This is a genomic window from Dehalobacter sp. TeCB1 (assembly GCF_001707455.1).
In the GTDB taxonomy this organism is placed as follows: domain Bacteria; phylum Bacillota; class Desulfitobacteriia; order Desulfitobacteriales; family Syntrophobotulaceae; genus Dehalobacter; species Dehalobacter restrictus.
Genome location: NZ_MCHF01000067.1, coordinates 124,843 through 145,247, shown reverse-complemented (window position 1 = coordinate 145,247; position 20,405 = coordinate 124,843). Strand labels below are relative to the sequence as shown.

Annotated in this window: 17 protein-coding genes; 3 read left to right on the top strand and 14 right to left on the bottom strand. The window is 45.3% G+C overall.

Annotated features, from left to right (window positions below; all coding sequences use genetic code 11):
* Positions 1–170 precede the first annotated feature (170 nt).
* Both A7D23_RS15085 and A7D23_RS15075 read left to right on the top strand, forming a co-directional pair.
* A complete protein-coding gene (locus A7D23_RS15085; protein WP_025205834.1) occupies positions 171–671 on the top strand; it encodes a hypothetical protein in 501 nt (166 codons plus the stop codon).
* 301 nt (positions 672–972) lie between these two features.
* On the top strand, positions 973–1,509 hold the full coding sequence (locus A7D23_RS15075) for a hypothetical protein (RefSeq protein WP_025205836.1): 537 nt from the start codon (positions 973–975) through the stop codon (positions 1,507–1,509).
* Between the two features lie 19 nt (positions 1,510–1,528).
* Here A7D23_RS15075 and A7D23_RS15070 read toward each other — a convergent pair whose 3' ends face one another.
* The 11 genes from A7D23_RS15070 to A7D23_RS15020 form a co-directional block, all read right to left on the bottom strand.
* On the bottom strand, positions 1,529–1,882 hold the full coding sequence (locus A7D23_RS15070; protein WP_025205837.1) for a GIY-YIG nuclease family protein: 354 nt from the start codon (positions 1,880–1,882) through the stop codon (positions 1,529–1,531).
* 3 nt (positions 1,883–1,885) lie between these two features.
* On the bottom strand, positions 1,886–2,365 hold the full coding sequence (locus A7D23_RS15065; protein WP_015043096.1) for a DUF6530 family protein: 480 nt from the start codon (positions 2,363–2,365) through the stop codon (positions 1,886–1,888).
* 286 nt (positions 2,366–2,651) lie between these two features.
* Positions 2,652–3,041 carry a PaaI family thioesterase gene (locus tag A7D23_RS15060; protein ID WP_025205838.1) on the bottom strand — a complete coding sequence of 130 codons (390 nt, stop codon included), beginning with the start codon at positions 3,039–3,041 and terminating at the stop codon, positions 2,652–2,654.
* 29 nt (positions 3,042–3,070) lie between these two features.
* On the bottom strand, positions 3,071–4,174 hold the full coding sequence (menC, locus tag A7D23_RS15055) for an o-succinylbenzoate synthase (protein WP_025205839.1): 1,104 nt from the start codon (positions 4,172–4,174) through the stop codon (positions 3,071–3,073).
* A complete protein-coding gene (gene menE, locus A7D23_RS15050) occupies positions 4,171–5,619 on the bottom strand; it encodes an o-succinylbenzoate--CoA ligase (RefSeq protein WP_015045141.1) in 1,449 nt (482 codons plus the stop codon). The genes menC and menE overlap by 4 nt, the downstream gene beginning before the upstream one ends.
* Positions 5,620–5,711: 92 nt before the next feature.
* The gene (menB, locus tag A7D23_RS15045; RefSeq protein ID WP_015045142.1) at positions 5,712–6,554 is read right to left on the bottom strand and encodes a 1,4-dihydroxy-2-naphthoyl-CoA synthase; all 843 of its coding nucleotides are present in this window, start codon (positions 6,552–6,554) and stop codon (positions 5,712–5,714) included.
* Between the two features lie 40 nt (positions 6,555–6,594).
* Positions 6,595–7,446: a 2-succinyl-6-hydroxy-2,4-cyclohexadiene-1-carboxylate synthase gene (gene menH, locus A7D23_RS15040; protein WP_015045143.1), complete on the bottom strand. Its 852-nt coding sequence runs from the start codon at positions 7,444–7,446 to the stop codon at positions 6,595–6,597.
* A gap of 15 nt (positions 7,447–7,461) precedes the next feature.
* On the bottom strand, positions 7,462–9,192 hold the full coding sequence (menD, locus tag A7D23_RS15035) for a 2-succinyl-5-enolpyruvyl-6-hydroxy-3-cyclohexene-1-carboxylic-acid synthase (protein WP_015045144.1): 1,731 nt from the start codon (positions 9,190–9,192) through the stop codon (positions 7,462–7,464).
* 107 nt (positions 9,193–9,299) lie between these two features.
* Positions 9,300–10,463, bottom strand: a complete 1,164-nt coding sequence (locus tag A7D23_RS15030; RefSeq protein ID WP_015045145.1) for an isochorismate synthase — start codon at positions 10,461–10,463, stop codon at positions 9,300–9,302.
* Positions 10,464–10,721: 258 nt separating this feature from the next.
* Entirely contained in the window at positions 10,722–11,933 is a 1,212-nt protein-coding gene (locus A7D23_RS15025) for an NADP-dependent isocitrate dehydrogenase (RefSeq protein WP_015045147.1), read from the bottom strand.
* A gap of 147 nt (positions 11,934–12,080) precedes the next feature.
* Complete coding sequence (locus tag A7D23_RS15020; protein WP_015045148.1) at positions 12,081–13,334, bottom strand: MFS transporter; 1,254 nt, start codon at positions 13,332–13,334, stop codon at positions 12,081–12,083.
* A 308-nt stretch (positions 13,335–13,642) separates the two neighbouring features.
* On the opposite strand from A7D23_RS15020, the gene rsgA reads away from it, so the two are divergent.
* Complete coding sequence (gene rsgA, locus A7D23_RS15015; RefSeq protein WP_015045149.1) at positions 13,643–14,719, top strand: ribosome small subunit-dependent GTPase A; 1,077 nt, start codon at positions 13,643–13,645, stop codon at positions 14,717–14,719.
* A 148-nt stretch (positions 14,720–14,867) separates the two neighbouring features.
* Here the strand turns inward: rsgA and A7D23_RS15010 are convergent, their stop codons facing one another.
* The 3 genes from A7D23_RS15010 to A7D23_RS15000 all read right to left on the bottom strand — a co-directional run bounded on the left by A7D23_RS15010 (position 14,868) and on the right by A7D23_RS15000 (position 20,345).
* Positions 14,868–17,705 carry a phosphodiester glycosidase family protein gene (locus A7D23_RS15010; RefSeq protein ID WP_015045150.1) on the bottom strand — a complete coding sequence of 946 codons (2,838 nt, stop codon included), beginning with the start codon at positions 17,703–17,705 and terminating at the stop codon, positions 14,868–14,870.
* 141 nt (positions 17,706–17,846) lie between these two features.
* Complete coding sequence (locus A7D23_RS15005) at positions 17,847–18,677, bottom strand: class I SAM-dependent methyltransferase (protein WP_015045151.1); 831 nt, start codon at positions 18,675–18,677, stop codon at positions 17,847–17,849.
* Between the two features lie 87 nt (positions 18,678–18,764).
* Positions 18,765–20,345: a glycosyltransferase gene (locus A7D23_RS15000; RefSeq protein WP_019226427.1), complete on the bottom strand. Its 1,581-nt coding sequence runs from the start codon at positions 20,343–20,345 to the stop codon at positions 18,765–18,767.
* Positions 20,346–20,405: the final 60 nt, after the last annotated feature.

Sequence of the window (20,405 nt, the reverse complement as noted above, 5' to 3'; positions counted from 1 at the left end):
TTGGCTCTTCGTACAATTATACAGTATAAAATCAAAAATGAATAGTGTAAGCTCTACATTAATATAATTCTAAGAATTAATGTCTATATTACCAGTAGGAACCTTTTTAAAATAAATAAAGGTCTGCAAAACAATTAACGCCGTGGTAGGCAAAAGGAGAAATATCTTTTATGAAACAACAAAAGAAATCCCAGTCAAGAAAAAAACTCCCCGGAAGTTCGATTTTCATGTATATCGCATCTGCTTTTATTGCTCTTATCGCTGTTGCACTTTTAGTCAATAATATTTTGTATTTCAACAACACCATTTCGCAGTATACCACGCAAGGCTATCCATATGAAATGGTCGCCAAGGAATTGATTCCCGGTCAACTGCTCCCTGGAATCTTCCAGCCGCTTAGCATCCTTGGCATTGCCGTAGTCCTGTACGCTGCAGCTCTCATCAATCAAAAAATCACCGGATACTTCTGTTCATGTTCCAACAGTGAAACCGTGGTCCATGCTGAACCCGCAGTGGTAAATACAAACACCGTTAATACCGCAGCTGAAGATACCGTATCTGAGGACCAGGCTGAATCCCCTGCTGCAGTGCCCGAGCAAATTGAATCTCAAACTGTAGAAGTACAAGACGCCCAAGACAGCACTAACAACAAGGACAGCACGGATAAATAGAATCTCATACAAATAAAGAATCGTAATAGAACAAGTCTTAAGCCTATGGCGTTGTGCCATAGGCTTTATGCGTATATTTTTCAGTAAAATACGTACCCTTCTGATCATCAGTATAACTAAGATCATCAAGACAAAGGTCAGCACTGCAAACAGAAAAAATTTCTGGGACGTGGTTAAAATAAAAAACTCCAGACTCCAGTTAGATAATAATGCAGATTTTTTTGACCAAATTTCAACGGTAAAAAATACCATTCTAAAATTTCAAAAATAAGTGCACTCTATATAAAAAAGGAGTACTTTAATGCTGAAAATTGGCAGGAGCGAAGATACAATCATCATTGGCCTTCTAGGAGGTTTAATTGGGACGATTGCTATGGATGTATCTAATTTATTAATTTTTAAGGCAGGGAAAACTGAAACACTATATGGTCATATAGCAGGTGGATTATTTGTAGCTCCATATAGAACAAAACGACGCGAGAATTTCATATTAGGTCAATTGGCACATTTAGGTATAGGCTCATTGTGGGGAATTCCCTTAGTTTATACGCTTAAGAAAACGGGTAAAGATCATTACTTGATAAAAGGAGCAGCCATTTCTATGCTTTCTCTAGGCACGCTTATAGGTGGACAGAAAGTTGGTTTCTTAAAAAAATTTCGCTTAACGAAAACGTATTATTCAGCAATCTGGAATCATCTTCTTCATGGTTTAGTTTCTTCTCAGGCCATTGTAATGTTAGCCAACCCAACTATGATTAAAAAAACTAATGCCCGTGAGAGGGATACATCCTTCTCACGGGTCAAAGATTCCAATATACATCATTCCTTGGATACCTAAGAAAACCGCATTGGATACCTTAGAAAATCCTTAGTTCCGGATCCAACTTTTCCGCCCATATCTCTTCAAGAAGCTGAAGGTCTTCTTCAAATTCCTTCATGGTCTGGGTATCTTTCATTTCGATTTCTTCCAGAATTTCAAACTTAAAAGCCTTGGCCCCATATTCATCCCATTCCTGTTGAAGTTTTGTCAGCACACAGGAGCCGGTATCTTTAGAAAAATCAAAACGGTTCTGGAACCGCCTGACATTAACAGCGCCCTGCAGAACATACCTGCCGTTTTCTTTATTGGTAATCATAAAAACTCCACCGGAAGTTTTCCGTTCCTTATATTCATTGCGAAGCTCCCTTTTCCGGTCGGATGTACCCGTCATCGTCTAATACCCCATTTCCTTCAGCAGTTTGGAAAGCGTACTCAAACGTTCTCCGATTAATTCATCGTCATTGCTGAGTACTTGCCTGAATAGTTTGATGTCTCCTTCAATCATTGGATTATCAGTACATACGGCTACGGTCATTGCATCTCCCTGCAGCCCGATCCTGTCAATGACGGGTTTCTCAGGATCATACATTTTTTCATATCGGTAGGCCTCACGAAAATGAAGTGTCGATCTGCAAATCAGGATCGCAAGATCGATCACCCGGTGAAGCGGAAGCTCCTCGGACTGTCTCGACCATTTTTCTCCGGTGAACCGCCAGACCTTCGCAGATATCTCCAGCTTCCCCCTGTCATTCCACTGGGCCAGCCCCAGGGATAATCCTTTGGCGTCGGAATCATAGGCATTTCTGCCGTCAATCCTTTCATAGTCTTCCGATACAATCACAGGTTTATGTTTCAGCGTCGTTGGAATCTTCATAAGTTACCTCTCCTAATTTAGCAAAATTTTATTTTGTCATTTCTTTTATATCAACTAATTTATTATTCACTAAATTACTAAATTACTAAATTACTAAATTACTAAATTAATAAATTAGTAGATTGTAGTAAGAAGATTATCACATTACACCATCTTTGTCAAAAAATACGCCATTACAGGCACAGTGGTACAAATATTTTGACGTCCACAGCTGGACCAGTGTGGTATTATGGCACACAGACCTACCTCCATAATATTTTAAAAAAAAAGGCTTTAACAGCCTTTTTTACACTCTATTGTAATTTATAACCGCATTTGTCACAGTAACCACGGAAATCAGCTCATCCTTTTCATCAAGCATTTCAATCAACCAGACATGGGATGTTTTTCCCTGATGCAGCAGTCTGCCTTTCGCGAGGATATAGCCTTCTATGTTTTTTGTTTTCATATGATTTGCCGTAATATTCTGGCCCACAGCAACCTGGCTATTATCCAGCAGTTGGTTGGAGGCATATCCTGCAGCCGATTCCCCCAAAGCAATGGTTGCCCCGCCATGCAATATACCATAAGGCTGGCTATGAAAAGTCGTTAAATTCATCTTGGCTTCAAACGTATTGTCCTTATACTGTATATATTCAATATTCAGGTAATCTATCAGGTATTTCTGGTTTTCCATCAAGTGGCCCTCCTTTCCCGCGCACGCTGCTAAGCGAATATGTGATGCTCAACGGTATAATCAGCCAGGACATTTTCATCGACAGCAATTCCCAATCCCGGACCCCGGGGTACTTCAATCCTGCCGTTTTGAACCGTGACCTCAGGCCGGATGATATCCTGTGAAAAATAACGCTGGGATGGCGACAAATCTCCGGGAATATAGGTATCCTTCAGACTTGCCAAATGAACGTGCAGTATTTTCGAAATTCCGCTTTCCACCATACTCCCGATCCAATAGTAGATATGATGTTTCCGGCAAAGCTCAATCATCTGCCTGACATAAAACAAGCCGCCAACCCGGCCGGTCTTGATGTTCAAGGCGCGACAGGCTTTTAATTCGATCGCCTTCTCCAGGTCAGCTACACTTAAAATGCTTTCATCCAGACAGACAGGCGTCTGCATTTCTGCCTGAAGTTTCTGATAGTCCGTCAGTTCCGCTTCAGCCAAAGGTTCCTCCAAACACAGCAAACCAAGACCGTCTATTTTCATCAATTCGGGAATGTGCTCGGAGCGAAAGCTTCTGTTGGCATCCGCGAGCAGCTTGAGATAGGGATAGGCAGTTCTGATCATGTTGAGTTTGGCAAAACCGTCCTGCGGTTTGATCTTTATTTTAAAACGGACGTAACCTTCCTGCAGGTACTGTTCAATCTGTTTTAACAGGCCGGCGTTATCCAGATCTCCCAGAACCATACCCGCCTCAATCTGCGTATTGGTCTCCTCCAGAAACACAGCCGCCATGACAGGGATATGCTGACGCCTTGCGTACACGTCCAGCAACGCATTTTCAACCCCTGCGCCTGTCATCGGATAAGCTCTGTCCAGCCAGGCATGAATGTCGAAAGGATGCACAGTCTCTTCCTGCAGCAGCCGCGGAAGATAAGTTTCCAGCAGAAGATGTTTGGCATCAGCAAGCGTTTCCGAAGTATAAAAAGGATCAGAGAAAGCGACAACTTCCCCATAGCCGGTATTCCCAAATTCGTCTGTGATTTTAAGAATGATCGTTTCCCGACAGTTCAGCCTGGTCTGAGATGTTTTAAAGGTAAATTTCAAAGGCATGTCTAAAAGGAATAGCTCTGCTTTTTTTATGATCATGGGTCTCCTCCTCCAGCCAGCATATCTTCCAGCGCCTTGTGACGGATCTTTCCTGTGGTATTCCGGGGAAGTTCAGCCAAAAAAATGATCTCGCTGGGAAGTTTATAGCGGGCAAGTCTCGGAGACAGATAGTCCCTGATCTCTTCTTCGTTTAACGAAGATACTGCAAATAAGACAGGTACCTGTCCCCACTTAGGATCTTTTCTTCCGATGACAGTGCATTCTTTGATCCCAGGGTGTGCGTAGAGTATATTTTCGATTTCCCGCGGATAAATATTTTCCCCGCCTGAAATGATCATATTTTTGCGACGATCGAGAATATACAGGAAACCGTCCGGATCCAAATAACCGATATCTTCCGTAGGGAAAAATCCGAAGATCGTTTCCCGGCCAAGATATCCGTCCATAACCATGGGACTCTGAATCAGGACTTCGCCGCTGCCGTCAGACCCTGGATTTTTGATCAGAATTTCCACTGAATCCAGTGGAAGTCCAACTGAATCAAGCTTATCCGGGTATTGGAGAACGGAAAAGGTTGCCGATTGGCTGGTGGTTTCCGTCATACCGTACGTTTTATAGATAGGGATCTGCCTAACCATACATTTTTCAACCAAGGGTCGGGGTATGAACTCCCCCCCTATAAGCACCACTCTCAAGCAATGCCTGTCAATCCGGTCAATGATTCTGTTCAGCATGGTCGGAACAACCGACAGCATATTGACTTTTCCTTCCTGAACCAGGCTTAACGTTTCCTCTTCCCGAAAGCTTTCCAGCAAGGTTACCGCAGTCCCGTTGTATAAACTGCGCAGTAGAATCGTTAAGGCGCTGATATGATACAACGGCAGAATCATCAGCCAGTTATCTTCTTCTGTAACTCCGAGGCTTTTTTGAGAAGCCTTAACATGGGCAGCAAACTGTTTCCAGCGCAGCGGAACAGATTTGAATTCCCCAGTCGTGGCGCTCGTATTCATAATGACTGCAATTTGTTCCGGGTTAAAATCCGCCGCCGGATCAAATTCTCTGCATGCTTCCGAATCATCTTGTTCTGCAGCATCAGCCTTTACATCATCCGTAACATCATCCCCAACTACATCCGAAAATGACTTCACTTCGGCCGGAAATGACTGGCTGAAATTCACGGCGGCCAGACCATTCTGGGCCAAAACCAGCTGAATATCCAGGGTTTTTACTTGTTTGCCGATTTCTTCCGCAGTTAAACGTGTATTCAGCATCAATACTTCTTTTTGAAGCAACTGTAAGGCCAGAAAAAACAAGACCGTTTGTTCAGAATTATTCGAAAGGAGCGCTACCCTTTTTTGTTTTTTGACATGCGGCAAAAGCCTTACCGAAAGTAAGCTTACGCGTTCGGACACGTCCCGAAACGTCAGGTCGTTGATAAATTTCTTATCCGGTTTTTCAAGGGCTTGTCTTTTTAACCAGTTCATCTTAATTCATACTCTCTATTAAATCCTTAATTCCATCCATACAGATCGTGTATTACATTATTTGGGGTAGGTCTTCGTAATATCCTGCCGGATCAGGGGAATTTCGGGAACTTTTTGAAATCGGGCTCGCGTTTTTCTTTAAAAGCGTCTCTGCCCTCTTTAGCTTCGTCTGTGGTATAGAACAACAGTGTTGCATCCCCAGCCAGCTGCTGCAGTCCGGCGAGACCGTCTGTATCTGCATTGAAAGCTGCTTTCAGGAAGCGAAGGGCAGTCGGCGAATGCTGCAGGATTTCCTGCGCCCATTTCACGGTCTCCTTTTCAAGCTGCTCAAACGGGACGACTGTATTAACGAGTCCCATCTCCAGGGCTTCCTTAGCCGTATATTGACGGCAGAGATACCAGATCTCACGGGCTTTCTTCTGGCCGATGATGCGAGCCAGATAGCCTGCACCGTAGCCGGCGTCAAAAGAGCCGACCTTTGGTCCGGTCTGGCCGAATTTGGCGTTCTCTGATGCGATCGTCAAATCGCAGACAATATGCAGAACATGGCCGCCGCCAATCGCAAACCCGTTGACCATCGCGATCACCGGTTTAGGAATGATGCGGATTAAACGCTGCAGATCCAGCACATTTAGACGCGGGATCTGATCGTCACCGACATAACCGCCATGGCCACGCACCTTTTGGTCACCGCCGGAGCAGAATGCTTCTTTTTCCTGGCCCTGACCGTGATTAGCACCGGTCAAAATAATCACTCCTATATTTTCATCCTCCCGGGCAATCGAAAAAGCATCAATCAGTTCCATAATCGTTTTGGGGCGGAAAGCATTGCGGACTTCCGGGCGGTTGATGGTAATCTTGGCGATTCCGCTGTATTCCTCATAAATAATATCCTCATAGCTGCGGCTGAGTTTTTCCCACGGAAATGTGCTCATTGAATAACCTCCCTATAATACGTATTCTTTTTCTCCGGGCTCATATTCTTTTTCCCGAATTCTTATTACGTCTTTCCGTATTTTCATCTAAAGCATCAACGCTTAGGAACTCGCTAACGACCGCCCGAAAAGTCTGCGGGTCTTCCAGATGCGTATTATGCCCTACTCCGGAAATGGTCTGCCGGATGATCCTGGCATTTAAATGACTGAACTCTCGGCTGATTTTCTGGTATTTTGGATCAAGTTCACCGCTGACAAAGAGGACGGGCATCGTCAATTCGGCCACCCGATCTTTCAAGCAAGGAAACGTTCCCTGACCGCTCGCCAGTAGTGTATTGGCAAGCGCATATGGTTCATTTTGCAGGCGGCGCTGCCTGATTTTCGCTCGGACTTTCTCGGGAAGACGGGCTTGTGTTTTGAAAAGTTCCAAACCTGACCAATAGCTTTCAAACCATTCAATCCCGTTCTGCCGAATATCTTCGGCCAGTACGGCATCATCTCTGCGCCGTTTCTCCCTGCTTAGCTCACCGTATTCCCCATAGGAAGCGCTTTCCATGATAAGTTTAGCAATTTCCCGGGGATATTGTAAAGCATAGGCCAGCGCAATCCGGCCGCCCATGGAATACCCTATCACGCTGTACTGCACCAGCTCTAACTGCTGTATCAGATCATGCAGCGTTTCCAGCAGCGTGGGAAGTCCGTACGGCTGAAGGGCAGACGGTTTTTCAGTACTGCCGTGCCCGGTCAGATCCACCAGGATCAACCGGAAGCCGGAAAGATCAATTTCGTCCCAGGTACCGAGGTTCTCTGAAAATCCGTGCAAACAGACAACCGGCTTCCCGGTTCCCCGTACTTCAAAGTGAATGTTTAGACCATTTGCGGTGATCATCATTTCCTATCATCCATCTTAGTCATTTTCTGACGGCAGCCGGGTATATTTGTCATGCAGTTCCTTGCTTAACTCCAGATCTATTTTTACTTCAATAAGCTTGATGCCTTGTGTGTTCTGAGCTGTTTGGAAACTGAGCTCAAATTCTTCATAATTTTTCGGTTCAAAGTAGGCGATGCCATACAAAGAAGTTAATGCAGAAAAATCCAAGCCCGGGGGGGTTAAGAACAGCGTTTCAAAATATTTTCCCCGGCTCTGGGGCAAGTACCTGAAGATCCCCCCGCCATTGTTATTGAACAATAGGATGGTCAGATCCAACGGGTGATTCTTGGCGATCTGAAGCCCGTTTAAATCATGGAAAAGCGCAATGTCTCCGGTCAGCAGCACCGTCGGTTTACCGGCAGCCGCTATACCAAGGGCTGTAGAAACCATGCCGTCGATTCCATTAGCGCCTCTGTTTCCAAGTACCTTCAGATTTTGCGCGCGGGCCTCCAGAAAATCATCAACATCGCGGACGGCCATACTGTTGGCTGCAAGAATCCTGGATTCTTGAGGCAGAAGATCTTGAAGCCTTTGAATCAAGGCCCCTTCAAACAGTCCTTTTTCCTGTCTGGCTTGTCTTAGCTGCACCCGCATTCTTTGTTGGTAAATGAGCCACCTATCCAAATATTCCCGGCTGCTGTTTTCGGTTTTGACCGACGCTGCAAAAAGTTTAGGTGAAGCCAGTACATAATGATTCGTGGAAAGTGCCGGGTTACGATAGTCAAATACTGCATCGGCCTGGACAAATAATGCGTCCTGATGCCGGGCCAAATACTGCTGAAGGCTTTTCGACACAGGTGTCTGTCCAAACTGGATGACATATTCCGGTTTTAATTCGTCTTTGACAGCATCATCTTTTAGAAATGCCTGGTAGCTGTCCAGAATGACTCCACTTGAGAAGCCGCGGAAATTGGACAGCGGATCGGCAAGTACAGGCGCTTTCAAACGTGCCGCTAGGGCCAGTACCTCTGTATGATAGTCGGCATACGCGTCACCGCCGCAAACAATGATTCCGTTTTTATTGCTGAATGCTGCATCAAATTTCGGATGAACTTCCAAAGGCTCGGCAGGATGCGGATACGAAGACGGGTCGTTGAGGCTGAAAGGTTCTCGGTGAAGTCTAAAAGCATCTCTGTGGCGGCCTGCTGTAAAATCAAGTTTGCTTAAATCCGGCACCAATGGTTCACGCAGCGGGATATTCACGTGGGACACGCCAAAGCTTCCCGTTATGGCGCTGCCGTAAGCTTTTTGCATAACTGTCCTGGCATAGCGGTACATCCGCTCATCTTCTTCGGGTAATGCCAGTTCCTCAAAAAAACTTGCATACTCTCCGTAAATCCTGGTCTGATCAATGGTTTGAGGCGCTCCGACCTGACGCAGTTCGGGCGGCCGGTCGGCCGTCAGGACAATCAGCGGAACCCTGGAATATTTGGCTTCTACCAGAGCTGGCAAATAGTGCGCTGCAGCAGATCCTGATGTACAAACCAGCACGACGGGTCTCTGCATCTCTTTGGCTGCCCCGAGTGCAAAGAAGGCTGCGCAACGTTCGTCAATACTGACATAGATCTCAAATTGATGTTCACTGAATAAAATTGCCAGCGGGGTAGAACGCGATCCCGGGCTGATCACAACTTCCCTTACGCCCAGTTGGTACAATTCATCCACCAGGGCCGCTATGTAATTCGTTGCTGCAAAAGAATCGGTCATCGTCGTACTATCCTCACCTTCATGTCCAACATATTTCAGATCCCAAGCTTAAAGATTTCCAAAGTTGGAATCATAAGATTCCAGGATTGGATTTAAGGACATGGGGGTCAGGGTACCAGGCCCTCCAGAATCGTCCTTAATTTATCGTTCGTCTCGATGTATTCCTCCAGACAATCGGATCCTTCCACGATCCCGCATCCCGTATACGCATAGACCATATTGTCCTGAATAAGGGCCGACCGGATACCGGCCACAAAAATGCCATTACCGTTCTGATCCATGATTCCCAGGGGGGCCGCATACATCCCCCGCTCGTGTTTTTCCTCTCTGGCAATAATGTCAAGGGCAGGTCCGACCGGATTGCCGCCAAGGGCTGGCGTCGGATGCAGACGGGTGACCCAGTCGGTTAAAAGACTGCGGTCTTTTGCCCCAAGACGGGTTTTTAGATGATAAAGGTTTTTCAGGGTCAGAATCCTTGTCTCGTCGATCCATACCTCAGCGCAGTATTTTTTCATCACATCGGCTATGGTATCCCGCACAATTCGATGCTCATGCAGGTTTTTAGGGTCGTTTAGCAGGATCTCCATTTGAGTCCCCTCATCAATGGCGTTACGGGGAATTGTGCCCGCCAGGGCATAACTGATAATTTCATCGTCCGCTTTCTGGACCAGGATTTCCGGCGTAGCACCCAGAAAAGTCCGTCCTTCCTTCGCATACGCAAAAACAAAGCTGTCCGGGTTTTTTTCCCGGAGGCTCTTGAGTACGCTCTCAACATGAACCGTCGTGGCACAACTGATTTTCACTTCTCTGGAAATAACCACTTTATCTACGTTTTTTAAGGATATTTCCTGTTTGACATTGGTGAATAATTCCTGCCACTGCGGGTAATCATCATCAGCGATCGTATAGGTATGGCGGACAGACTTTGTCTCCCTGTCCTCTAACCCACAAATTTCTTCCTTCGGCGCCTGCTCGGGATAGTATAAAAGCTGCTTGCCGTCCTTTTCAACATAATAGTACTTGAAAGCAATGGTTTCATTGCCAAGTCCGGCCCATTTGGGATCACGGACCGACTGAAAAAAGGTTCTGGCAGAAAACACTAGGTCGTAATTCTGATAACTTTCTCCTTCAGCAAAGGTTCTCCAGCGTATTGCCCCGATGATCAGTTCACCGGTCAAGGGATTGTAAAAGAAAAGACGATCCTGTTTGTCAAAATGAGTCCAAAAAGCCAAAGGATTTTCCAATTTCATTTCTTTTTTTAGATACTTCAATTTTTTCCGTCTCCGCTTGTACAAAATTAATTTCCTATAGTATTATCCTACATTTTCGGCGATATATATACTATTTTATCAAAAGGAGGAAAATTTTTCACGTAATCCGCAGTTTTTTTATAAAAAACCATGTTTACCCCATAAATTAAAAAATTTTTTGATATAATAAACAGCCCTAATCCGATGGAAGCTCGGACCAAGGCTGTTTAATCATCCAGTCATTTCATTCAGTTAATCGCTCAACATTATGTGCACGATTTACCCACGGATTCTGTCCAGGGTCTTTTTGGTTTCAAGTAGGAATCCGTCCGTGCTGACAACCGTCTTTTCAGGAAGATCGGAAATCAGGGCCAGGTCTTTGGTCATAATTCCTGCTTCGATTGTCTGCAGGGAAGCGGCTTCCAACTGATCTGCAAACTCGATCAGATCTTTCAGTCCGTCGATTTCGCCGCGTTTTCTTAATGCTCCGGTCCAGGCAAACAGGGTAGCCATCGCATTCGTCGAGGTTTCTTCGCCTTTAAGATGCTTGTAATAGTGACGGGTTACTGTCCCGTGTGCTGCCTCATATTCATAGCAGCCATCGGGAGATACCAGAACCGATGTCATCATGGCCAGACTTCCGAAAGCTGTCGCGATCATATCGGACATCACGTCCCCGTCATAGTTTTTACATGCCCAGATATATCCGCCCTCGGAACGGATAACACGGGCCACTGCATCGTCAATCAGCGTGTAGAAGTACTCAATATCCGCATCGGCAAATTTCTGCTTGTATTCCGCATCAAAGATTTCCTGGAAAATATCCTTGAAGGTATGATCGTACAGTTTGGAAATCGTGTCTTTGGTCGCAAACCATAGATCCTGCTTGACATCGAGCGCATAGTTAAAGCAGGAACGCGCAAAACTCTCAATGGATTTGTCGACATTATGCATTCCCATAATGACGCCTTTGCCAGCAAAGTCAAAAATCGTCTGGCGGTTCACTTCACCGGTTTCACTGGTGAAAACGAGTTCCGCCTTTCCAGCTCCCGGAACTTTGTATTCGACATTGCGGTAAACATCACCATAAGCATGACGGGCAATCGTGATCGGTTTCTTCCAGGCAGAGACCATTGGAGTGATGCCTTTCACAACAATCGGCGCCCGTAAAACCGTTCCATCCAGAATCGCTCGGATGGTGCCATTCGGACTCTTCCACATTTCTTTCAGATTGTACTCTTCAACCCTTTGGGCATTCGGCGTAATGGTAGCGCACTTTACGGCAACGCCATATTTCTTGTTGGCCATAGCGGCATCGATCGTAACCTGGTCATTCGTCTGATCCCGGTATTCCAGGCCAAGATCGTAATACTCAGTTTTTAAATCGATATAGGGCAGAAGCAAGATTTCTTTAATAGATTTCCAGATGATTCTGGTCATCTCATCGCCATCCATCTCTACCAGTGGGACGTTCATTTGGATTTTCTGCATTTTGTCCTCCTTAATATATCTAAAAATGTCTAAAATCGAAAGCTTTTGTCAATGACATAATTTCGACTGCTATTATACTATAAAATATCGAATTGATATACAAGCAAACACAAAGAATAATACAGAATTCATTTCTGCCATCTTCTATTACTCTTGTCTTTCCGGCTCAATCCGGGTTTTATTTCCAAGCAGGAAAAACCCCTGAATAAACAGCAACACACCAGTTACGATCAGCATCCACTCTATTTTAATTACATCAGCTAAAGGACCGAACACCAGCATCCCAAGTGGCATCATGGAACTTGATATCATAGTCAGAACACCGAATACCCTGCCTAGAAAATCCCCTTCCACTTTTTCTTGCAGCAGAACCATTGCCGGGACATTGAAGATGGGCATGGCGACCCCGATCAGGAACATAAAAAGAAGGTAAATCCAAAAGACCGGAACAACCCCAAGCGCGAGGGTACATACTCCAATCATTAACGCTGCCAGGGTCATCGTGTTTACCCGGTTTTTGAGGCCTCCCCAGGATGCCATCCCGAGTCCGCCGATAACCATGCCAAGCGAAAATGCAACTTCAATTGCAGTCAGCCGCCAGACATCATTACCAAAACTGCGTGTAACCTGAAGCGGGGTTAAAAACGCAGAAGGCGCTGCCAGGAAAAAGAAAACAGCTGTAAATAGAAAGAAAATTTTCAAAAACGGATGGTTAAGAACATACCGGATCCCTTCTCTCAAATCACCGAAGTAACTGACGGTTTGCTTCTGCATGGCTTTGGCATGGGCAGCCACCCTCAGGAATACAAACAATACCGTCACAGCAATGGCAGCTGTGACCACATCAATAAAAAAGATTGTTTCAATTTCAGCTATGGCTAACAATGCTCCGCTGATCATCGGTGATACCAGCATGACCAGCGACTGAATACTGCCATTGATGCCGTTGACTTTGGTCAGCTTATCCTGCGGAACGAGCTGAGGTAAAAATGCACCTACAGCTGGCGTCTGAACAGCCGTTCCAAACGCACGCAGGGCAGCCATCACAAACAGAAGCCAGACGGTCTTGTAGCCCAGCAAAAAAAGAATGGCCAGAATAAGGGTAACTGCCGCAATGAGCGTGTCCGACAGCATGATCAGGTTTTTACGGTTATAACGGTCAGCCCAGACTCCGGCAAACGGAGAAAGCAAAAATGTCGGCAAAAATCCGCAGATGATATAAACCGTCATCATCACGCCGGATTGCGTGCTTAAGGTGATGTACCACATCATCGCGTACTGAACCAGCGATGTCCCAAAAAGCGAGAGCGTCTGGCTTGCTATAAATAGAACAGTGTCGTTCTTCCAGTTCGATCCGTTTGGCAATCCCGTTATGCTTGGCGTATTTTTCAGGTCAGGCATAGCAGTAATTTCTCCCATCTATAAATACTTTTTTCTAAACATTTCTCAAAATAAACCTATTTTTTTGACATCAAGGATAACACCATACGATTATCCTTGATACATCTTCCTCTGTTGATTTGCATTTATGGTATAATTATACTGTATTTCAACATTTACTTTAAACCAAAGGAGTATTATTTATGATGAAGTTCTATTGCACTCACGAGCCCCTTGTCCTCTGTCGGGAGGGCAAACAGGTTTACTAAACTTGTACCCTCCAAAAGATTTTCTAACATGACTTGAGATGAATAATTTTGGAGGATGAAATGAATAACAACTTTTTAGCTGCCTACGGTCTGAACGATCGTTTTACACAAGAAGCAACTATATATCAGGGTTTATATTTAGCAAGGGTCATTGAACAGCACCGGGATTTCTATCAAGTGATCGCTGAAAATGGCGAGCTGCAGGCTGAGGTCTCCGGCAAGTTTATTTTTAACGCCAGAAACAACGCAGATTTTCCGGCCGTCGGGGATTGGGTCATGATTGACCGCTTAGACGAGCGTTCCGGCAATGCGATCATTTACCAGGTGCTTCGCCGCCAAAGTGTCTTTGAGCGGAAAGCTGCAGGAACAACCCATGCTGTCCAGATTGTCGCGGCGAATATTGATGTCGTATTTATCTGCATGTCCCTAAACGATGATTTTAACGTGCGCAGGCTGGAACGCTACCTTACCATTGCTTTCAACAGCATGGCAACTCCAGTCATTGTTCTGACCAAGGCTGACCTATGCACGGATTTAGACAGAAAGATTCAAAAAATTTCGGATGTCTGTGCCGGCACAGACGTCATTGTCTGTTCAAGTATGACAGAAAACGGTTACCGGGATATTTTAACCTATATTGCCAATGGTAAAACAGTTGCCCTTATCGGTTCTTCCGGCGTCGGGAAATCGACCCTGATTAACCGCCTGCTGGGCCAGGAAGTGTTAGCTACCCGGGAGATCCGTGATGACGACAGAGGCCGGCATACAACGACCAGCCGCCAGCTGCTGCTGCTTCCTAACGGAGGCCTTGTCATTGACACGCCAGGGATGCGAGAGCTGCAGATTGAATCCGGTGATCTGGCCCAAACCTTCGATGATATTGCGGAATTTGCCCAAAAGTGCAGATTCAAAGATTGTTCCCACACCTCGGAACCAGGGTGTGCGGTACGCAAAGCGATTGAAAATGGTGAACTGCTGCAAGACCGGGTAAACAGCTATCAGAAACTGCAAAAAGAGCTTGCTTACGAAGGTTTAAATTCGCGGCAGCTTGAGCAGGAAAAAATCAAAAACATGTTCGGCAGCAAAGGCGAAATGAAGCAGGCCATGCGCCAGATCAAAAATAAGAAACAAAGATAGCACAAACTCAAGTAAATCGATTCCTAAATTCCGTTAACAAAGATCCAGAACTTTACTCGGATAAGCCGAGATACAAGTTGACTTTAGCTGATTGGTTTTTCCCCATTCAGCTAAAGTCTTTTTTTTTTATAGCAATTTTTTTACGTTTTTATAGCGCTTTAAATTCGTAGGTAACTTGATCACCCAGAACGGTAACGATCAGCTTATTGGCCTGTTTGCCTGCTGCGGAAGTGTTGAAGCCCGCACAGGAGATGTAACGTACTCCCCTGTCCAACTGAACTTGATCCGTGGAGCCCGGATAAAAGACATAGACATTTTTGCCGGTCTCCTTGTGGTAATCCGCTAAAGTATCCTTAAGCAAAGCAGCTTCTTTGGCATTAACAAACGAACCAGGGGCACAGTCCATGGATACAAAGATTTGATCGCCTTTGCTGCTGTCTAATTCTTTGAACAGCGAGGTCCATTGCGCCGGGTTAGTTCTCCGGAGCCCGCCTTTGCTGCAATCAAGCTGAATGAAAGTACTGTTCTTGTAATGAAAAATTTTATACCCGCTGCCAGTTTTCATAGCAGGCTTGGTCACTCCTCCAGCTAATTTGGCAGCGCTTGCTCCGGTGTAAATGGCAAGATCCATATTTTTATTGATAAACGTATTCAGTTGCATCAAGCTTTGTTGTTTGGATTTGCTGCTGGGCTGCACGCTACTGCCGAACACCGCAAACCTGAAATTGCTTGATCCCGCAAAGAACGTTGCCGCCCGGTTGGCCCTATCCGTAAGTACAGTATTTTTGGGTATCTTGGAAGTATCGATGGCTGGATGATTGCTCACGCTTGCCGTAAGCTCATCCCAATAAATCATTCCGCCGCTATTGGAAGGATCCGTGTTCCGGACATAGAGTCTTGTCAAATAGCGCGGGGAATTGATACTTCCGAGAGAAGCGCTGACCTGCCTCCATCCATTCCAGCTCATATCCGCTGAAAATTGGACTTGATGCTTTTTACCGTTGGCATCTATAACTTCTCCCATGAGTTTGTTGGTATTCTCCAGAGAATTATAAACCCAAACGGCAAGGCCTGACGTATTGGCGTTAAGCGGGATCCCTTTGTTTCCAAAAAGAATGGATGCCTCACCAGGGTCCTCCGTATAAAGAAAATCATACATCAGTTCTCCGGATGTTTGACCTGCATAAACCTGCCCGCTGCTGATCTGGTAAGAACCCCTGACATTTTCCGAGCTTGCTGAAAATGTCCCAAGGCTGTCTTCAAAAGCATATTTATTTTCCGTACTTTCCGAAGATACGGCAACCGCACAGTAGGCATGAACATTGCCGACGGAAGCCTTGATATAGCCTGCACCTGCGTTCTGAGCCTGAAAGACACCATTAAGACATTCTCCGATGCCGATGCTGCCGTATACCTTCCACTGAATATCTTCCGGCTGAATCTGAGCTGTAAATCCCTCCAGACTGCAGCCTGTAACCTGTATCGTCTGGCTTTGCCCTAATGGCGCCTTGATTTCATTGGTACTCAGAATAAGCCTTGCGGGGGCGCTTAAAGAGCAAATATCCAACTCAGCCGTCACATCCCCTACCTTTACGGTGACTTTTCCATCCCCCACGGAAGTCGGACGAAGCGTACTTCCTGAAAACGTGCCTTTGATACCGCTGACTCCCCACTTCACATCCTCAGGGTCAATGTCCACCGGGTTCGCGTATTGGTCTACTCCTTTAAGTGTAAAACTTCTCGAAGTATTGACAAAAACATTTGGACTTTCGGTTTCAATGATTAATCTTGAAAGTGTTCCGGCAGGAGCCAAAGAAAAAATCCCGATGGCGTTCGCAACCGGCCTTAATGTTCCCTCTGAAGGGACATTGGCAACCTGGAGCTGCTTTGTCCCAGGGGTTCGGGCCACCATGGCCGTTGACCCGCCTCCGTCAAGTATCATGGCATTGTAAGCGCCCAGCTGCAGCATCAGTTCTGCTGACTCTTTTTGGGTAAGACCAATACTGTTGTCCTGTCTTCCGTCCACAGTAACCAGAATCAGTTGTTTGCCGTCCTGCGTACTTCCTGCGAGCGTGCGGGGATTATTCTGATTAAAGCTGCTAACATTATATGAGAATTTATCGGGTATCTGACCGTCCTTAACCAGAACAGAAGCTCCGGTGACTGACATTTGAAGGCCGGACCAGTCCGGGGTTGAGTTTAGGCTTAGAGAAGCTTGTCCGCAAATTTGCAAACTTTGCACCAGTTTTGCTGCTTGTTCTCCCCTGGAGATGATTACAAAGCCATTAGTAGGAATCGCTGCGGCTGACTGAGCCTGACGCACCTCCACAACCCGGCCGTCAGATACAAGAACTTCAACCAGGTCAGGATAGGCAGCCGAAGCCCCTAGTGTGGAAGCCCCCCATTTCTTATCAAGAACGGTAATATCGGTATAATTCCGACGGCTGGGCTGGTTGTACTGAGAAACAACAAACGGCGCAGAATCAGGGCCAATCAATTGAATCTCATTTTTCCAATAGCCAATACTCAATTCGCCGTAATTGCTTAAGCTTAAAGAAGCCATTTCATTTTTATTTTGATTATACCAGCTGGCTGTCGACAACAAGCTACCATCTTGAACGATTGGCCCGTCGGCATAGCCGGTTCCCGCATTTATTGCATTGAAAAAGCTGGCATTCACCGCTGCCACAGCGTTATCTTGTTGAGCTAGAGCGGGAACAGTGACGAGTTTTTCTGTGATCTGATCGTTTGTCAATGTATCAATTTTTATATTTTGATTCGTCGTATCGATTCGTAAAACATTAATATTTAACCAGCCGTTCAAAGTGAATCTCGATATATTCTCCAAAGTTGCCCCAGCAGTAATCGTTTGCAGGGTGCTTGATTGGTAAAGCGCAGCCGGCAAGGCTGCTGCTTCACTTGAAAGCGTTGCGACGAATAATATCATGGCGATAACAACGGATAATGCTTTTTTAAATTGAATCATGATAATTTGTTTGTCTCCTCTTTCCGTCTGATATTTCTGTCTATACACAACAAAAATTTGGAATTTCTTCCAACTTATTTTAAGTATACACCTTTGCCTGCTGTTTTATCTACCTTTTTTACATAATTTTTTAGACACGACCTATAAAAATAATGAAACTGCAATACAGAACAGTTCATGCCCCTGGTGCTGAGACTGCAGCCGTGCTATCATTCCCATCATCTGATCGAGGGATCCGCTATCAGGCCTGTTCGATATTTTTGATAAAGCGTTCAGGTCCGATTCCATTTTTTGATACGTTTCCCTCGAAAAAAGCGAAACCGGTTTGAGTCCTGCCTTTTCCAGAAGCAGGGTCAGATTCGCAGCATTATAATGAAACAGATGATCCCTTTCCATAAAAAGCGGGGAATAAGGTCCGTAAGCCGCGTTGGTGAATGAATCCCTGTTCGGAATGCTGAGAAATATTTTCCCATCCGGTTTTAACAAGCCGGATATTCCTTTGAGGAATCCCACCGGATCAGCCATATGCTCCAGAACATGCCAAAATACGATTGCCTCAAATTTTTTATTTTGTTCCAATACGCCGGTCTGCCATACATGATTGATCATTTGAATTCCGAATCGTTCATCAGCAAATATACATGCCTTTTCAGACGGTTCTACACCCGTGGCATTCCATCCCGCATTTTTTGCCATGAAAATAAATTCGCCTGTACCGGAACCGATTTCCAGAAGGTCACCTTTATGGGGGCAAAACACTTCCAGCAGCAAAATATTAAAACTTGCATGCTGCAGAAAAGTATCCTGGATGTACTGCTGGCGCATCATGATCCAGCTGTCGTCATACGTTTCGTCAATCAGACCGTCCGGGCTGCTGCCCTGCATGATCAAAGCAACGTGCTCATTCATAATTAAGTCGCATTTCAGGCAATGAATCAGTCTGAATCCGCTGTATTCAAAAAAAACTTCCAATTTACATCCTTCACATATAGGGCATTTTTCTATTTTGATACCTTCCATCACGATATTCGGGTCTCCCAACAAGCGTATTTGATATGACTAACGCAATGGACTCTCTTCCCATTCGACCAGTCTGGGGTTCGGGTCAAGGATAGACTCATACTGTTCTTTCCAGCCATAACGCGATTCAGGATCAAGCTGCAAATACCGCAGGTACTTCGCCAAACGGTCTTTCGGGTCCGCCCAGCCCAGATGTTTGATCCTCAGATCGCCTAAAGCATAGGAAAGCATTGTAATATTTTTCGGAAACCTCCCGCAGTGCAGGGGGGTTTCATTCCACTCGGCTTGAAAATCCGGCCTGTACCTGATCAAGAAAGGCCGATAAATGGAATGGGCTTGCCAGTACTTATCTTCCCTGTAATGATTGTCATCCCAGAAATCATATAAACGGAAAAAATAAAGGTCCACATCAGGATTACAGATTAAATCCTGGACTTTCTCCTTAAATTTACGTTCGAACATTTCGTCTGCATCCAGGTTTAGGATCCATTCCGGATTTGTCCGGACCGTTTCTTCCCACTGCTGTTTTCTAAGTTCCACTTCATTTTGAAATTTTGATACCGGGTTCTGAATGATCTGATGCGGAATCCCCCGAAGTATCTTCCGGCAAAGATCGACACTGTTGTCCGTGCTGCCGTCATCAATAATGACAGCTTCATCTATATAGTGCCTGTGTTCTTCCAGCACTTTTTCCAGATAGCGATTTGCTTCATTTTTCATAATCATTGACAGCGTTAATTTTGGTCTATGAACACTTAAATATTTTTCATTGGTTCTCTCTTTTACTTCTAGTCTACCTTTATCGGCGTCGCACTTTTTCTTAAAATCACTTACCCCCGCCAGCGCTGATTCCCGGTAAATATGATAAGCTGGATAATACGTATCCACAAACAAGTCCAACCCCAGCGCCTTGACCCGGATGCAGAAATGACGGTCTTCTCCCCATAAAGTCAAATTTTCTATTTCCCTGAAACAGATTCCTTGAAGCAGGGCTTTTCTGCTAATCAGTGTGCATGCTCCAAGACCTCCTACTTCGTAAACGCCGGGGACTTTCAATTGATTGAGAAAAGCCTGCTGCCTCTTCATTTGTTCCTCCGGGGTCAGGCTCTCCCCTCTGAGCCTGCGAACCAGATCATAGCTGTCATACAGCCACACATTGGGCAGCTCCGGAGTTTCCGGATACCACGTCGTCCAGAAAATTTCAGAAATAATATCTTTGCCGGTTCCAATCAGGTGGGTGATGGTTCGAGGATAAAGAAGCAAATCCGAATCAACTAAAAACAAATAATCATAAGAACCTTCAATCGCTTTTTGAATCATAAAATCTTTAAACTTAGCAACTTTCCATATCAGGTGCTCTTTCCAATAATGGGTTGCGTCATCACATACGTAGGTTTCAGGATTCTTTTCTTTGTCCACGGATTGATACAGTCTGACTGGTTTGTTTTGGGCGAAAAGCAGCAGCTGCCGGCTGGACTCTTCCTCATGATTGTCATCAACAAAAATATACTCGATGCGTACATTTTCCTGTTCCAGTCTGGTCAGCGAATCAAGAAATTCTCTTAAGATATTGGATTTTTGGCAGACAGGGCTTCCCAGCAGAACCTTTTTCTTCTCCATTATTTTGACTCCTGATTATAGATTGCCGATGCCTAAAGTGCATTGGTTTATTTTGTATAT

Excerpts from the sequence above, each read along its gene's own strand:
- A7D23_RS15085 (WP_025205834.1), top strand. The coding sequence starts at position 171 with ATGAAACAACAAAAGAAATCCCAGTCAAGAAAAAAACTCCCCGGAAGT.
- A7D23_RS15075 (WP_025205836.1), top strand. The coding sequence starts at position 973 with ATGCTGAAAATTGGCAGGAGCGAAGATACAATCATCATTGGCCTTCTA.
- A7D23_RS15070 (WP_025205837.1), bottom strand. The coding sequence starts at position 1,882 with ATGACGGGTACATCCGACCGGAAAAGGGAGCTTCGCAATGAATATAAG.
- A7D23_RS15065 (WP_015043096.1), bottom strand. The coding sequence starts at position 2,365 with ATGAAGATTCCAACGACGCTGAAACATAAACCTGTGATTGTATCGGAA.
- A7D23_RS15060 (WP_025205838.1), bottom strand. The coding sequence starts at position 3,041 with ATGGAAAACCAGAAATACCTGATAGATTACCTGAATATTGAATATATA.
- menC (WP_025205839.1), bottom strand. The coding sequence starts at position 4,174 with ATGATCATAAAAAAAGCAGAGCTATTCCTTTTAGACATGCCTTTGAAA.
- menE (WP_015045141.1), bottom strand. The coding sequence starts at position 5,619 with ATGAACTGGTTAAAAAGACAAGCCCTTGAAAAACCGGATAAGAAATTT.
- menB (WP_015045142.1), bottom strand. The coding sequence starts at position 6,554 with ATGAGCACATTTCCGTGGGAAAAACTCAGCCGCAGCTATGAGGATATT.
- menH (WP_015045143.1), bottom strand. The coding sequence starts at position 7,446 with ATGATGATCACCGCAAATGGTCTAAACATTCACTTTGAAGTACGGGGA.
- menD (WP_015045144.1), bottom strand. The coding sequence starts at position 9,192 with ATGACCGATTCTTTTGCAGCAACGAATTACATAGCGGCCCTGGTGGAT.
- A7D23_RS15025 (WP_015045147.1), bottom strand. The coding sequence starts at position 11,933 with ATGCAGAAAATCCAAATGAACGTCCCACTGGTAGAGATGGATGGCGAT.
- A7D23_RS15020 (WP_015045148.1), bottom strand. The coding sequence starts at position 13,334 with ATGCCTGACCTGAAAAATACGCCAAGCATAACGGGATTGCCAAACGGA.
- rsgA (WP_015045149.1), top strand. The coding sequence starts at position 13,643 with ATGAATAACAACTTTTTAGCTGCCTACGGTCTGAACGATCGTTTTACA.
- A7D23_RS15010 (WP_015045150.1), bottom strand. The coding sequence starts at position 17,705 with ATGATTCAATTTAAAAAAGCATTATCCGTTGTTATCGCCATGATATTA.
- A7D23_RS15000 (WP_019226427.1), bottom strand. The coding sequence starts at position 20,345 with ATGGAGAAGAAAAAGGTTCTGCTGGGAAGCCCTGTCTGCCAAAAATCC.